We start from the raw sequence: 13,697 nt of genomic DNA on the forward strand, positions 1-13,697 counted from the left end.
CGTACGGCCTGGGTGGTCGTGTTATCAATATGTTACAGGGCGGGGTGGGCGAAGCGGCTGAGTAAAACTGTGGCCGCGATCAACTTTGCGAGCCGCTTCTTCAGCCAGACGAAAGCGGCTGAAGAAGCGGAGCGGCGACAGTGAAATCTGCGCCAGTGCTCCTCGGGCACATTTCAGCGGCTGAGCTGGCGGCGCTGGGCAATCTGTTCAGCGCGCAGCAGCAGCGCCTGTAAATCATCCTCGTCAATATCCAGCAGTTCACCACCCTGCAGCGCCTGATGCAGATCGGCGCGCGTCAGCGGGACCGGCATAGCGACCGGATCGGGTTTAACTTCTTCGGGGGCCAACGGATGCGGATAGCGACGACCGGCCAGATTATTAAACAGCAGTGCCAGCAGGGCCAGAGTGAGTGAATTGAGCAGGATCGGCGTCAGGACAAAGTGATATCCAAGCTGCTGTACCGAAGGGCCGCCCAGAATAGCGGTCAGCGCCACCGCGCCGCCGGGGGGATGCAGACAGCGCAACTGGAACATTAACAGGATCGCTGTACAGGCCGCGACGCCGCAGGCAAGGGCAGGATCAGGGATCAGATGGCTGACGGTAACGCCCGCCAGCGCTGACAGGCTGTTGCCGCCGACGATTGCCCACGGCTGCGCCAGCGGACTGGCGGGCAGGCCGAACAGTAATACTGCCGAGGCACCGACCGGCGCGACAAACCACAGGTTCAGTTCGCCCAGCGCCCAGTGGCTCAGCAGGCTGGTCAGTGCCAGACCAATGCCGGCACCCAGTCCGGCGATAACCACATGCTTTTTACTCACTGCCAGCGGATGTGGCCAGAACCGCGCCAGAAAAAGGCGCAGAGAATGGCTTCCTGCGGAAGCGCTTTTGTTCATTACTTTACTCACTGTGTCATAACATTTTCTTATCGTCAGGGGCGGCGATTTTCCATCATCAACATCAATGTAACAACCCGACAAACTGTACCGTTATTCGTACGAACGGGTAGAACAGCCAAAAGGAGGATCAGGCAGGAGACGCGTCAGCAGCGGTGATAGCCGGATAATAAAAAACCCGCCGCAGCGGGTTTTTCATCAGTGCGATCACTCGACTTTGTCGGGATACTCGCAGAGATCTTCAATCAGGCAGGAGCCGCAGCGGGGTTTTCGCGCTACGCAGGTGTAGCGGCCGTGCAGAATCAGCCAGTGATGGCAATCAACCTTATACGCCGCCGGAACCACCTTCAGCAGCTTCTGCTCCACCTCTTCCACATTCTTACCCGGCGCAAATTTCGTCCGGTTGCTGACGCGAAAGATATGAGTATCGACGGCAATCGTCGGCCAGCCAAAAGCGGTATTGAGCACCACATTGGCGGTTTTACGGCCAACACCGGGCAGGGCTTCCAGCGCGGCACGATCTTCCGGCACTTCGCCGTTGTGCTGCTCAAGCAGAATGCGGCAGGTTTTAATGACATTTTCCGCTTTGCTGTTAAACAGGCCGATGGTTTTAATGTATTCCTTCACGCCATCCACACCCAGCGCCAGCATCGCAGCAGGCGTATTGGCCACCGGATAAAGCTTCGCGGTGGCTTTGTTCACGCTGACATCGGTCGCCTGCGCCGAGAGCAGCACCGCAATCAGTAGCTCAAACGGCGAGCTGAAGTTGAGTTCGGTGGTCGGATGCGGATTATTCTGCTGCAGCCGACGGAGAATTTCGGTGCGTTTGGTCTGATTCACACGGCTTTCCCGACGGCGTCCTGAGGGGGCGCGGTTTCGGCTGCCTGAGCACGCAGCGCAGCACGCTGTTTCATCTTCTGATCGATCACATATTTACCCGCCAGCATCATGCCCAGACCGATAAACGCGCCAGGCGGCAGCATCGCCAATAGCATTGGCGAGTCGAAATGGACGACTTCAATACGCAGCGACTTTGCCCAGGGGCCGAGCAGCTGGTCAGCACCGTTAAACAGCGTGCCACTGCCGATAATTTCGCGCAGCGATCCCAGCACCACCATGGCGCAGGTCGCGCCCATGCCGATGGCGAAGCCATCCAGCGCAGCTAGCGGGATGCTGCTTTTAGAGGCGACGGCTTCAGCACGACCAACCACGATACAGTTGGTCACGATTAGCGGGATAAAAATGCCCAGTGACTGATAAAGACCATAGGCATAGGCGTTGATCAGCATCTGTACGCAGCTCACCACCGAGGCGATGATCATCACATAAATCGGGATACGAATTTCTGATGGCACCCAGCGGCGCGAGGCGGAAATAAAACTGTTGGTCAGAGTCAGCACCAGCGTGGTCGCCAGACCTAAACCCAGCGCGTTGGTAGCGGTCGCCGTGACCGCCAGCAGCGGGCAGAGGCCCAGCAGCTGCACCAGCGCTGAGTTGTTCTTCCATAATCCACCGACCAGCAGGCTTTTAGCTTCACTCATTTGCGTCTCCACATACCGGTAACGAAGAGAGTCTCTCCGGAAGCGTTTTCATTAACAGCGCGGTGCGTTTGGTCGCATTGACCACCGCGCGTGGGGTAATGGTGGCACCGGTGAACTGATCGAATTCACCACCATCTTTCTTAACCGCAAAAGCTTTATCTGCCGGACCATGAACCACTTTGCCATTGAAGCTGTTGATCCAGTCAGAGATACGCAGTTCGATCTTATCACCCAGACCCGGCGTTTCGTGGTGTTCAATCACCCGCACGCCCAATACTTTACCCTGGAAATCGGCACCAACCAGCAACTGTATCGCACCAGAATAGCCGTCAGGTGCAGTGGTCTCCAGCGCAGCCGCGACCGGCTGGCCGCCTTTACGTGCCAGGAAGAGAGAGTGTGGCGCACTGTTGCCCAGCGCCGCGTCCGTGACAACGTAACAGTCCTGCTGAATATTGTTGTCATAAAGCTCAACAGGCACCACCTGATCAAGCAGGTTCTTCTGCTGCAACAGGGTCTGATGTTCCACCGTCGGCCTGGTTACGGTATTCACCACTGCCGTGGCGGCGGTGGTGATCGCGGCGAAAATGGCCAGCGTTACCCCGTTTTTGCGAATCGTCTCCAGCATCGCTTAATCCTTCTGATGGCCGTAAACGCGCGGCTGGGTGTAGTAATCGATGAGCGGTACACAGATGTTCGCCAGCAGCACAGCAAACGCTACGCCATCGGGATAACCGCCAAAGCTGCGGATCAGCCAGACCAGCAGCCCAATCAGCGCGCCATACACCAGGCGGCCACGATTGGTGGTCGAAGCGGTCACCGGATCGGTGGCAATAAAGAACGCACCCAGCATAGTGGCACCGGAGAAAAGATGAATCAGCGGGCTGTTCAGCGATTCGGGTGAGAAGAACCAGCCCAGCGTCGCGCAGAAGGCCAGTGACAGCAGCATGGCGGCAGGGACATGCCAGCGGATAGCATTTTTCCACAGCAGGAACAGGCCGCCGGCCAGATAACCCACGTTAACCCACTGCCAGCCAAGGCCCGCCAGCACGCCACTGTAAATCGGCTGCGCCAGCAGATGTTCGGCACTGTGCCCCGCGCGTAAGCCGGTTTTAAACGTATCAAGCGGCGTCGCCTGGCTGATGCCATCGACACCCATCTGTAGCTGCTGCATGGTTTCACCCGCCAGCGTGTGGCCCCGGAACACCATGCTCAGGCTGTCCATCAGCCCGGGTTTGATCGCCTGAAGCGTATCGGGCGGCAACCAGCTGGTCATCTGCACCGGGAAGGAGATGAGCAGGACCACATAGCCGACCATCGCCGGGTTAAACGGGTTCTGGCCCAGTCCGCCATAGAGCTGTTTCGCAATGACAACAGCAAACAGGGTACCGATCACCACCAGCCACCATGGCGCCAGCGGCGGCAGGCTGATACCGATCAGGACGGCGGTCAGCAGCGCCGAGTTATCTGCAAGGGTGCTGGTAACGGGCGCTTTGCGCAGCCGCAGAATCGCCGCCTCTGTCAGCCAGGCGGTCAGCGTCGCCAGTAATACCTGTAAAAAGGTGCCGTAGCCAAAGAAATAACACTGTGCAGCAAAACCAGGCACCGCGGCCAGCACCACCAGCAGCATGATATTGCCGGTGCTGCGGCGATTATGGGTGTAAGGAGAACTTGCGATACGAAAAGCCATTTAATCCTCAAGCGTCGTAGACGACTGCGCTTTACGCGCTTTGGCACGGGCGATGGCGGCAGCAATAGCGGCCTTGCGCGCATCATCGGGTTGATTCAGTTCAGGTGCCTGTTCAGGTTCAGCATTGGCGTTGTTTGCCTGCTCCTGAGCCTGCTCCGCTTTTTCCACCGCAAAATGCGCGGCGGTGGCCAGTGCTGCCGCATCACGTGAAGCGGCATCCGCGTCACTTTCCGCCTGTGCGGCTTTCTTCGCTTTAGCGCGGGCGATGGCGGCCTGAATTGCGGCTTTACGCGGATCGGTTTCAGCGACAGCGTCTGCAGCGCTGTCCGTTACGGCCTGTGGCGCATCCGCGTTTGCAGACTGAGCGGCTTTCTTCGCTTTGGCGCGGGCGATGGCCGCTTCTACTGCGGCTTTACGAGGATCGGTTTCAGCGACGGCATCCGGCGCGGCGTCTGCAGCGCTGTCCGTTACGGCCTGTGGTGCATCAGCGTTTTCAGACTGAGCGGCTTTCTTCGCTTTGGCGCGGGCGATGGCGGCGTCTACTGCGGCTTTACGCGGATCCACACTGGCCTCAGCCTGGTTATCCGCCGCATCAGCCGGCACTGTTTTCTTCGCTTTCGCCCGGGCAATCGCCGCTTCGACCGCCGCTTTACGCGGATCGACGGTCTGACGCGTCACCGGCTGTGTTTCTGCCTGCGCCTCGGCCTGACGCAGACGCGCCTGCGCATGGCGGGCTTCACGCTGGGCTTCAAGCGTTGCCTCATCCGGTTCGGCCGCCTGGCGGGCTTTCACCCGCGCTTTGGCCGCAGACAGTTCGCTGGTATCGGTTCGGGCAACGCGTTGTTTGGCCTCTTCATGACGCGCTTCACGTGCCTGCTTTTCACGCTCCAGTCGCGCCTGACGGGCTTCGAAGCGTGCTTTGGCTTCCAGTGTGCGTTTTGCTTCCAGATCGATGGCGCGCAGCTCCGCTTTTTCCTGACGGTAATATTGCACCAGCGGAATATTGCTCGGGCAGACATAGGCGCAGGCACCACATTCGATGCAGTCATCAATGTGGTGTGAGCGCGCTTTATCGTGATCGCCGCCCTGGCTGAACCAGTAAAGCTGCTGCGGCAGCAGTTTGGCCGGACACGCATCGGCACAGGCTGAACAGCGAATGCAGGACTGCTCTTCGTCGTTGTTACCCATCTCACTGGCCGATGGAGCCAGAATACAGTTGGTGATCTTCACCACCGGCACATCCAGCGATGGCAGGGTAAAGCCCATCAGCGGACCGCCCATGATCACCATCTGACGCGGCGCAGGTGTGAACCCGACCTGGTGCAACAGATGACTGATTGGGGTGCCGAGACGACTCCAGACGTTACGCGGCTGGGCGATCGCCTCGCCGGTCAGCGTCACCACGCGTTCGGTGATCGGTTCACCATTGATAATGGCCCTCTTAACCGCCCAGGCGGTGCCGACGTTCTGCATCAGCACGCCGATATCGGAGGAACGCCCACCATGCGGCACTTCCTTCCCGGTCAGAATGCGGGTCAGCTGCTTGGCACCGCCGGAGGGATATTTGGTCGGGATGACCCGGATTTGCAGATCGCGCTTGCTGCCCAGCGCCTGCTTCAGTGCGGCAATGGCTTCAGGCTTGTTATCTTCAATACCAATCAGCACCTGTTCAGCCTGTAACACCCAGGCGAGAATACGGCTGCCTTCCAGGACTTCGGCGGCGTAGTCCTGCATCAGACGATCGTCAGCAGTGATATAAGGCTCACACTCCGCCGCGTTAATAATCAGCGTTTTAACCCCGCGAAGGCCACCTTTCAGCTTGGTGGCGGTGGGGAAACCCGCGCCGCCGAGACCAGCGATGCCGGCGTCGTGAATGCGCTGCACAATGTCGGCGCGCGGATGCTGACGGTAGTCAGGCAGCGGATCCAATGGCATCCAGCGATCGTCGCCATCTGGGGTCAGGAAGATGCAAAGCTCGGAGAGACCCGAAGGGTGCGCGGTCATATGCTGACCGATATCTTCAATCACGCCGGAGGTGGGCGCATGGACCGGCAGCATGCGGCCCGTGCCAAAGGTCAGAGGCTGACCGCGCAGCACTTTGTCGCCAGGCGCAACGCAGATCTCACCTTCATGTCCGATATGCTGTTTCAGCGGGATAATAAAACGATGCGGCAACGGCAGTTCGCTGAGCGGCGTGCTGTTGGACTGGGTTTTCATTTCGGGCGGATGAATGCCGCCCTGAAAGTCCCAGACCTTATCTTTCTTCAGGAAGTTAAACAGATTAAGCATGAGTTTCTTCCGGGATCACCCGTACAGGAATGGTATTCAAATCCCACTTCCAGTTAGCTGGGGTGGTGGCAACCGGACGCATTTCAATACAGTCAGTCGGGCAGGGCGCGACACAGAGATCGCAGCCGGTGCAGACGTCGCTCAGCACGGTGTGCATGGCGCGGGTTGCCCCGACAATCGCATCCACCGGACAGGCCTGAATACATTTGGTGCAGCCAATGCAGTTGGCTTCATCAATAAACGCCACGGTGCGCACTGGCTCTTTCGCCGTTTCATCGCCATCAATGGGCTGAGGTTCAACATTAAGCAGCGCGGCCAGCTTGAGCATGGTCTGCTCACCACCTGGCGCGCATTTATTGATCGCGTCACCATTGTTGCCGACCGCATCCGCATAGGGGCGACAGCCCGGATAGCCGCACTGACCGCACTGGCTCTGCGGCAGAATGGCATCAATCTGCTCAACGATAGGATCTTCTTCGACCTCAAAGCGGCGCGAGGCGTAACCCAGCAGCGCGCCGAACACCAGGCTCAGCGCACTTAATACGGCAACAGCAATCCAGATCGCGGTCATCAGAATTTCACCAGACCACTGAAGCCCATAAATGCCAGCGCCATCAGGCCCGCGGTAATCAGGGCGATGGAGTTGCCTTTGAACGGGGCAGGAACATTGGCCAGCACCAGCCGTTCACGCATACCGGCGAACAGGACCATCACCAGCGAGAAGCCGATGGAGGCACTGAAACCATACAGCGCGGCCTGCATAAAGGTGTGGTTAAGGTTGACGCTCAGCAGAGGCACGCCCAGCACCGCACAGTTGGTGGTGATCAGCGGCAGAAAGATACCCAGCAGACGATAGAGCGACGGGCTGGTTTTACGCACCACCATTTCGGTGAACTGCACCACGACGGCGATCACCAGGATATAGGCCATAGTACGCAGATAGACCAGATCCAGTGGCAGCAGGATCAGATGGTTGACCAGCCAGGCGCAGATCGAGGCCAGGGTAATGACGAATGTCGTGGCGAGGCCCATGCCAATTGCCGTTTCCAGTTTTTTGGAAACGCCCATAAAAGGACACAGGCCGAGAAACTTCACTAATACGAAGTTATTCACCAGCACGGTGCCAACAAAGAGAAGCAGATAATCGGTCATTTTTTCGCCTGGGAGCCAGAAAGCGGCTTATTATCATTGATAGCGCGGCGTATCTCAACACCTGCGCCATCCGCTGAGCGGCAGACCGCACTCAGAATTAAATTCCTGACATAACTCACAGCGTTACGGTGCGATAAAGGTCGTTTTTACCCGTTTTGAGCGTTTGAAGTAGGGCGCAAACACCGCAGCGGCCAGCAGCGACAGCAGTAATGTCTGGAGGGCACGGCTATCGGTAACCGGCGTAAAGGCAAAGGTTTTCAGCGCCAGCAGCACGGTAATCAGCAGCCAGAGCAGGTAGTGACGCGGCAGGCGGCGGGAGCGCTTAAAGAACAGCCAGCTGATCCAGAGACTATAGGCCCAGACCGCCACGGCGGTGAGCAGGGAAATAGCCCAGTAAGAGAAGAGTGTACTGCCGTGAGAAAACAGCGCCACACGCCATTCCGCATTAAACAGTGGTGTCAGATACATCGCCAGCACCAGAACGGTGGTTAACAGGGTCATTATCAGCCAGGCCAGCGGCAGCAAAAGCCAGCCACCAATACGCGGCGCAGCAACCTGTTCATTCATCGTGGTTATTCCTGTCTCGGAGAGTCGAAGCGCAGCAGAATAACATGTCCAGAGGGGCACGCCCATCCGGACAAGGTCAGCGGTAATAACAGCGATAAATCAGCCTGAAATCAGACCACGTAGCGCCACACCGTTTTAGGGACACAGCCCAGATCATATAACCGTCCGCCAGAGACCAGTTCAGCACGTCGATGATCGGCAGCCCGATACATATTGATGATTTCCAGATCATTCGTAAGGGAGTAGTTAAGATGATCGAAAAGCTTTTCCAGACTGTCTGAATTATTTACTTTGCGGAATTTAAGCAGGTAATCGTGCGCAGTCATCATTGCCATAACAGATAGAAGTAACAAAGGAGAGCTCAGTATAGGGGGCAAGCTTATGCTGTCCAGATCAGGCGAGCTAAAAAGGCGAAAATCAGACAAAAGCACCTTATTAGTTACTAAAAGTCCATATCTGGCTTTTTTAAGCGTGTCTGAGCCAGTAACTCAGTGTCAGTATCTTAAACACCTTACTAACTTATGCCGGACAGAGCCGGCATAAAGCGTTAGAAGGCAGAGGTAAAATATGATTTTTTTCTTATTCAGCACTGACAATGCATTAGTGGCTTCTTTCTTCCCCTTTTAGTCCAGGAAAATTAACTATTCTGCACTTTCTGCCACCGAAACGTTTCGCGCCCGACCCTGGCCAGAAATCGACTGTGCGGACTATCACAAATCCCATTTTTTGTTCATCGCAGGCCGGATAACCCGTTTTGTACGCCTGGCTGTAATCGTTTCCAGTGGCAGTAAGCATAAGCGATTCTGTTTATTACAATTATTTAACGAGCAGATTTTTTCTGCTCAGCCGTTTTATCCATAATTCCCGCGCCAGCCAAACCGTGTGACTACACGTAACCCCTTTAAATTGCTCTGTTTTGTGAAGTGTGTCGCCATTATGCACGCTTTTTTAGTCCAGTCTAAGCAGGCTCTCTACCCTAAACAGCAAACGCCTTTCAGAGGATTAAAAACTATGTGGAAACGTTTACTTCTGACCACGCTGGTCAGCGCCGCGTTAACCGGCCCGGTACTCGCTGCAGATATGACGGTCGGCTTCTCGCAGGTAGGTTCGGAATCTGGCTGGCGTTCGGCGGAAACCAACGTAGCGAAAAGCGAAGCCAAAAAACGCGGAATCACCCTGAAAATCGCCGACGGACAGCAGAAACAAGAGAATCAAATCAAGGCAGTACGTTCATTTATCGCTCAGGGCGTTGATGCCATCTTCATCGCACCGGTGGTACAGACCGGCTGGGAGCCGGTACTGGAAGAAGCCAAAGATGCCAAAATCCCGGTTTACCTGCTGGACCGCGCCATTGTGGTGAAAGACAAATCGCTCTATCAGGCGGTGGTGACGGCTGACAACGTGCTGGAAGGCAAACTGATTGGCGACTGGCTGGTGAAAACCGTGGGCGACAAGCAGTGTAACGTGGTGGAGCTGCAGGGCACGGTTGGGGCCAGCGTGGCAATCGATCGTAAGAAAGGCTTTGCTGAAGCAATCAGCAACCATCCAAACATTAAAGTGATCCGCTCGCAGTCGGGTGACTTTACCCGGAGTAAGGGTAAAGAGGTGATGGAGAGCTTTATCAAGGCGGAGAACAACGGCAAAAACATCTGCATGGTTTACGCGCATAACGATGATATGGCGATCGGTGCCATTCAGGCGATTAAAGAAGCTGGCCTGAAACCAGGCAAAGATATTCTGACCGGCTCGATTGATGGTGTACCGGATATCTACAAAGCGATGCTGGCGGGTGAGGCTAACGCCAACGTGGAGCTGACGCCAAACATGGCTGGCCCGGCGTTTGATGCGCTGGAAAAATTCAAGAAAGATGGCACGCTGCCGCCAAAAGTGATCAAGACCGAATCTAAGCTGTTCCTGCCTGCCGACGCGCAGAAGGAGCTGGATACCAAAAAAGGTATGGGTTACTGATTCACCGATCAGCCGCAGACCAGCCGCAGACCGCCCTACGGGGCGGTTTTTCATGACGTGAGGCGGAGTGAGCAGAATGACCACGCAAAATGAAACACCGCTGTTATCCATCAGCGGCGTCAGCAAAGGGTTTCCCGGCGTCAAAGCGCTGAATAATGTTTCCTTTGATATCCGTAAAGGGGAGATCATGGCGCTGCTGGGGGAGAACGGTGCCGGTAAATCCACCCTGATTAAAGTGCTGACCGGTGTTTACAGCCGTGATGCAGGGACCATTACCCTGAATGGTGAGCCGATTACGCCGCATAATACGGCGCAGGCGCAGGAGATGGGCATCGGCACCGTTTACCAGGAAGTGAATATGCTGCCGAATATGTCGGTGGCAGATAACCTCTATATTGGCCGTGAACCGCGCCGCTTTGGCATGATTGACCGTCGCCGGATGGTGCGGGAGGCCGATGCGCTGATGCGGAATTATGGTTTTTCCCTCGATGTGACACGTCCGCTGGGCCACTACTCGGTGGCGATGCAGCAGATTATCGCCATCTGCCGCGCGGTCGATCTCTCCGCTCAGGTTTTGATCCTGGATGAGCCGACAGCCAGTCTGGATGCCAGCGAAGTGGAGATGTTGTTTACCCTGATGGCGCAGTTAAAAGCCAAAGGGATGAGCCTGATTTTCGTGACGCACTTTCTCGACCAGGTGTACCGCATTACTGACCGGATTACCGTGCTGCGGAACGGGCAGTTTATCGCCACCCGCGATACCGCCACGCTGCCGCAGATTGAGCTGATTAAGCTGATGCTGGGTCGCGAACTGCTGGAGACCGCACTGCAGCGGCAGGGCAGCACGCTGCGCAGCAATCAGCCGGTGGTGTCGTTTGAGGATTACGGCAGGAAAGGCACCATCGAGCCCTTTAACCTGGAAGTTCGTCCAGGCGAAGTGGTGGGTCTGGCGGGGCTGCTGGGGTCGGGCCGCACCGAAACCGCCGAGGTGTTGTTTGGTATTCGTCGTGCCGATCGCGGGACAGCGAAGATCAAAGGCAAGGTGCAGCGCATTACTAATCCGGCGAAAGCCTCGCAGCTGGGCATGGGTTTTTGCCCGGAAGATCGCAAGACTGACGGGATTATCGGCGCGGCCTCGGTTCGTGAAAATATTATTCTGGCGTTGCAGGCGCAGCGCGGCTGGCTACGGCCGATTAAAAAGCGCGAGCAGCAGGCGATTGCCGATCGTTTTATCAAGAGTCTGGGTATTCGTACGCCGCATGCAGAGCAGCCGGTGGAGCTGTTATCGGGCGGCAACCAGCAGAAGGTGCTGCTGTCGCGCTGGCTGGTGACCAAACCGCAGTTTTTAATCCTCGACGAACCGACGCGCGGCATTGATGTGGGCGCGCACGCCGAGATTATCCGTTTAATTGAATCCCTGTGCGCCGACGGTCTGGCGCTGCTGGTGATCTCCTCTGAACTCGAAGAGCTGGTCGGTTACGCCGACCGGGTGTTGATTATGCGCGATCTGAAGCAGGTAGCAGAAATTCCGCTGGAGCAGCTTTCGGTAGCGTCGATCGTCAATGCTATCGCGGACGGAGGGGTAAAACATGCTTGAGTCCCCTATGACATCTGAAAAAACGCCACGTCGTAAGCTGAAACTCCCGCCAGGGATGCCGCAAATCGCCGCGCTGCTGTTGGTGCTGTTGATTGACAGTCTGGTGGCCAATAACTTTTTTGCCGTGCATCTGCAGGATGGGCGTCTGTTCGGCAGTCCGATCGATATTCTTAACCGTGCGGCACCGGTTGCCCTGCTGGCGATTGGGATGACGCTGGTGATCGCTACCGGCGGCATCGATCTTTCCGTGGGGGCGGTGATGGCGATAGCAGGCGCGACGGCTGCGACATTGACCGTAGCCGGACACGGTGTGCCGTTTATTATTCTCTGCACGCTGGGAACCGGTTTAGCCTGTGGCGTATGGAATGGCGTGCTGGTGGCGCTGCTGCGTATTCAGCCATTTGTTGCCACGCTGATTCTGATGGTTGCCGGGCGCGGAATCGCTCAGCTGATTACGCAGGGGCAGATTGTGACGTTCGACAGTGACAGTCTTGGCTGGTTTGGTAACGGCTCGCTGTGGATGTTGCCGGTACCGGTCTGGATCACGCTGGTGGTAGCGCTGGCGGTGTGGCTGCTGACGCGCAAAACCGCGCTGGGTCTGTTTATCGAAGCCGTGGGGATTAACCTGCGCGCGGCCCGTAACGCGGGTGTGACAGGCTGGCTGGTGGTGATGTCAACCTACGCCATAAGTGGCGTTTGTGCCGCTGTTGCAGGGCTGATCGTCGCGGCGGATATTCGCGGTGCGGATGCCAATAACGCCGGTCTATGGCTGGAGCTGGATGCGATTCTCGCCGTGGTGATTGGCGGTGCGTCGCTGATGGGTGGCCGCTTTAATCTGGTGTTGTCGCTGATAGGCGCACTGATTATTCAGTCGATGAATACCGGGATTTTGCTCTCCGGCTTCCCGCCTGAGCTGAATCAGGTGGTGAAAGCGGTGGTGGTGATGTGCGTGCTGTTGCTGCAGTCACCACGGTTTATTGCGATGTTGAAACGGAGACGCCCGACATGATTAAACGTCATCTTCCGCTGATGATCACCTTACTGGTGTTTGTGGCGGGTTACCTGTTTTGTCTGAGTCAGTTTCCGGGCTTTGCCTCCACCCGGGTAATCTGCAATATCCTGACCGATAATGCTTTCCTCGGGATTATCGCCGTCGGCATGACCTTCGTGATTTTATCGGGCGGTATCGATCTGTCGGTGGGTGCGGTAATCGCCTTTACCGGCGTGTTTCTTGCCCGGGCGATTGGCGATTTTCATGTCGATCCGTTGCTGGCCTTTGCGCTGATTCTGTCACTGGGCGCGCTGTTCGGGGCCATGATGGGCTGGCTGATCGATGCGCTGAAGATCCCGGCATTTATCATTACGCTGGCGGGGATGTTTTTCCTGCGCGGATGCAGTTATCTGGTGTCGGAGAACTCAATTCCTATCGATCATCCGTTCTACAGCATGCTTTCCAGTCTGGCGTGGAAAGTGCCGGGCGGTGGGCGTCTGAGCCTGCTGGCGGTAATTATGCTGGTGGTGGTGTTTGGCGGGATTATTCTGGCGCACCGCACGCGCTTCGGTAACCGGGTTTACGCCATCGGTGGCAATATGACATCCGCCCAGCTGATGGGCGTTTCGACCCGTGCGACCACCATTAAGATTTATATGCTTTCCACCACGCTGGCGACGCTGGCCGGGATCGTGTTCTCGATTTATACCTCGGCAGGTTATGCGCTGGCCGGGTTGGGAGTGGAGCTGGATGCTATCGCGTCAGTAGTGATTGGCGGCACGCTGCTGTCGGGTGGTGTCGGTACAGTGTTGGGCACGCTGTTCGGTGTGTTGATTCAGGGGCTGATTCAGACCTGGATTAACTTCGACGGTACGCTGAGTTCCTGGTGGACCAAGATCGCCATCGGGATTCTGTTGTTTGCGTTTATCGCCCTGCAGCGGTTACTGACGGTTATCTGGGATCGTCAGCAGAACGCGCCGGTTAAACGATTACCTTCCTGAGTTCTGCACTA

The 13,697-nt window shown here is 56.7% G+C and carries 14 protein-coding genes; 4 read left to right on the forward strand and 10 right to left on the reverse strand.

The features are described 5' to 3' along the window. Window positions 1-173: 173 nt before the first annotated feature. The 10 genes from AC0T7J_RS01090 to ydgT all read right to left on the reverse strand — a co-directional run bounded on the left by AC0T7J_RS01090 (window position 174) and on the right by ydgT (window position 8,455). Entirely contained in the window at window positions 174-893 is a 720-nt protein-coding gene (locus AC0T7J_RS01090) for an HPP family protein (protein ID WP_473791545.1), read from the reverse strand. Window positions 894-1,100: 207 nt separating this feature from the next. Further along, on the reverse strand, window positions 1,101-1,733 hold the full coding sequence (gene nth, locus AC0T7J_RS01095; RefSeq protein WP_031591465.1) for an endonuclease III: 633 nt from the start codon (window positions 1,731-1,733) through the stop codon (window positions 1,101-1,103). Beyond that, window positions 1,730-2,434, reverse strand: coding sequence for an electron transport complex subunit E (locus tag AC0T7J_RS01100; RefSeq protein ID WP_473791547.1), 705 nt, complete (start codon window positions 2,432-2,434; stop codon window positions 1,730-1,732). Before AC0T7J_RS01100 ends, nth begins: the two co-directional genes overlap by 4 nt. Next, complete coding sequence (gene rsxG, locus AC0T7J_RS01105) at window positions 2,427-3,059, reverse strand: electron transport complex subunit RsxG (protein ID WP_473791549.1); 633 nt, start codon at window positions 3,057-3,059, stop codon at window positions 2,427-2,429. The genes AC0T7J_RS01100 and rsxG overlap by 8 nt, the downstream gene beginning before the upstream one ends. 3 nt (window positions 3,060-3,062) lie before the next feature. Then, entirely contained in the window at window positions 3,063-4,121 is a 1,059-nt protein-coding gene (gene rsxD, locus AC0T7J_RS01110) for an electron transport complex subunit RsxD (protein ID WP_473791551.1), read from the reverse strand. Beyond that, window positions 4,122-6,410 (reverse strand): electron transport complex subunit RsxC, encoded by a 2,289-nt coding sequence (gene rsxC / locus AC0T7J_RS01115; protein ID WP_473791552.1) that lies wholly within the window; start codon window positions 6,408-6,410, stop codon window positions 4,122-4,124. It lies immediately after the preceding gene. After that, a complete protein-coding gene (rsxB, locus tag AC0T7J_RS01120; RefSeq protein WP_473791554.1) occupies window positions 6,403-6,981 on the reverse strand; it encodes an electron transport complex subunit RsxB in 579 nt (192 codons plus the stop codon). Before rsxB ends, rsxC begins: the two co-directional genes overlap by 8 nt. Continuing rightward, window positions 6,981-7,562: an electron transport complex subunit RsxA gene (gene rsxA / locus AC0T7J_RS01125; RefSeq protein WP_003853423.1), complete on the reverse strand. Its 582-nt coding sequence runs from the start codon at window positions 7,560-7,562 to the stop codon at window positions 6,981-6,983. The genes rsxB and rsxA overlap by 1 nt, the downstream gene beginning before the upstream one ends. Before the next feature lie 123 nt (window positions 7,563-7,685). Next, a complete protein-coding gene (locus AC0T7J_RS01130; RefSeq protein ID WP_473791556.1) occupies window positions 7,686-8,129 on the reverse strand; it encodes a DUF2569 domain-containing protein in 444 nt (147 codons plus the stop codon). Between the two features lie 110 nt (window positions 8,130-8,239). Then, window positions 8,240-8,455, reverse strand: coding sequence for a transcription modulator YdgT (ydgT, locus tag AC0T7J_RS01135; RefSeq protein ID WP_003853427.1), 216 nt, complete (start codon window positions 8,453-8,455; stop codon window positions 8,240-8,242). A gap of 685 nt (window positions 8,456-9,140) precedes the next feature. Here ydgT and ytfQ point away from each other — a divergent pair. The 4 genes from ytfQ (at window position 9,141) to yjfF (ending at window position 13,686) form a co-directional block, all read left to right on the forward strand. Then, window positions 9,141-10,097, forward strand: a complete 957-nt coding sequence (gene ytfQ / locus AC0T7J_RS01140; RefSeq protein WP_010245380.1) for a galactofuranose ABC transporter, galactofuranose-binding protein YtfQ — start codon at window positions 9,141-9,143, stop codon at window positions 10,095-10,097. A gap of 76 nt (window positions 10,098-10,173) precedes the next feature. Then, complete coding sequence (locus AC0T7J_RS01145; RefSeq protein ID WP_010245377.1) at window positions 10,174-11,694, forward strand: sugar ABC transporter ATP-binding protein; 1,521 nt, start codon at window positions 10,174-10,176, stop codon at window positions 11,692-11,694. Beyond that, the gene (gene ytfT / locus AC0T7J_RS01150; RefSeq protein WP_010245375.1) at window positions 11,687-12,703 is read left to right on the forward strand and encodes a galactofuranose ABC transporter, ATP-binding protein YtfT; all 1,017 of its coding nucleotides are present in this window, start codon (window positions 11,687-11,689) and stop codon (window positions 12,701-12,703) included. The genes AC0T7J_RS01145 and ytfT overlap by 8 nt, the downstream gene beginning before the upstream one ends. Beyond that, the gene (gene yjfF / locus AC0T7J_RS01155) at window positions 12,700-13,686 is read left to right on the forward strand and encodes a galactofuranose ABC transporter, permease protein YjfF (protein ID WP_163637102.1); all 987 of its coding nucleotides are present in this window, start codon (window positions 12,700-12,702) and stop codon (window positions 13,684-13,686) included. The genes ytfT and yjfF overlap by 4 nt, the downstream gene beginning before the upstream one ends. The last annotated feature ends 11 nt before the right edge of the window (window positions 13,687-13,697 follow it).

It is taken from the genome of Pantoea sp. E956-1 (assembly GCF_982223955.1).

Excerpts from the sequence above, each read along its gene's own strand:
- rsxC (WP_473791552.1), bottom strand. The coding sequence starts at position 6,410 with ATGCTTAATCTGTTTAACTTCCTGAAGAAAGATAAGGTCTGGGACTTT.
- AC0T7J_RS01090 (WP_473791545.1), bottom strand. The coding sequence starts at position 893 with ATGAACAAAAGCGCTTCCGCAGGAAGCCATTCTCTGCGCCTTTTTCTG.
- rsxA (WP_003853423.1), bottom strand. The coding sequence starts at position 7,562 with ATGACCGATTATCTGCTTCTCTTTGTTGGCACCGTGCTGGTGAATAAC.
- ytfT (WP_010245375.1), top strand. The coding sequence starts at position 11,687 with ATGCTTGAGTCCCCTATGACATCTGAAAAAACGCCACGTCGTAAGCTG.
- rsxG (WP_473791549.1), bottom strand. The coding sequence starts at position 3,059 with ATGCTGGAGACGATTCGCAAAAACGGGGTAACGCTGGCCATTTTCGCC.
- rsxB (WP_473791554.1), bottom strand. The coding sequence starts at position 6,981 with ATGACCGCGATCTGGATTGCTGTTGCCGTATTAAGTGCGCTGAGCCTG.
- AC0T7J_RS01130 (WP_473791556.1), bottom strand. The coding sequence starts at position 8,129 with ATGAATGAACAGGTTGCTGCGCCGCGTATTGGTGGCTGGCTTTTGCTG.
- AC0T7J_RS01100 (WP_473791547.1), bottom strand. The coding sequence starts at position 2,434 with ATGAGTGAAGCTAAAAGCCTGCTGGTCGGTGGATTATGGAAGAACAAC.
- AC0T7J_RS01145 (WP_010245377.1), top strand. The coding sequence starts at position 10,174 with ATGACCACGCAAAATGAAACACCGCTGTTATCCATCAGCGGCGTCAGC.
- yjfF (WP_163637102.1), top strand. The coding sequence starts at position 12,700 with ATGATTAAACGTCATCTTCCGCTGATGATCACCTTACTGGTGTTTGTG.
- ytfQ (WP_010245380.1), top strand. The coding sequence starts at position 9,141 with ATGTGGAAACGTTTACTTCTGACCACGCTGGTCAGCGCCGCGTTAACC.
- ydgT (WP_003853427.1), bottom strand. The coding sequence starts at position 8,455 with ATGACTGCGCACGATTACCTGCTTAAATTCCGCAAAGTAAATAATTCA.
- rsxD (WP_473791551.1), bottom strand. The coding sequence starts at position 4,121 with ATGGCTTTTCGTATCGCAAGTTCTCCTTACACCCATAATCGCCGCAGC.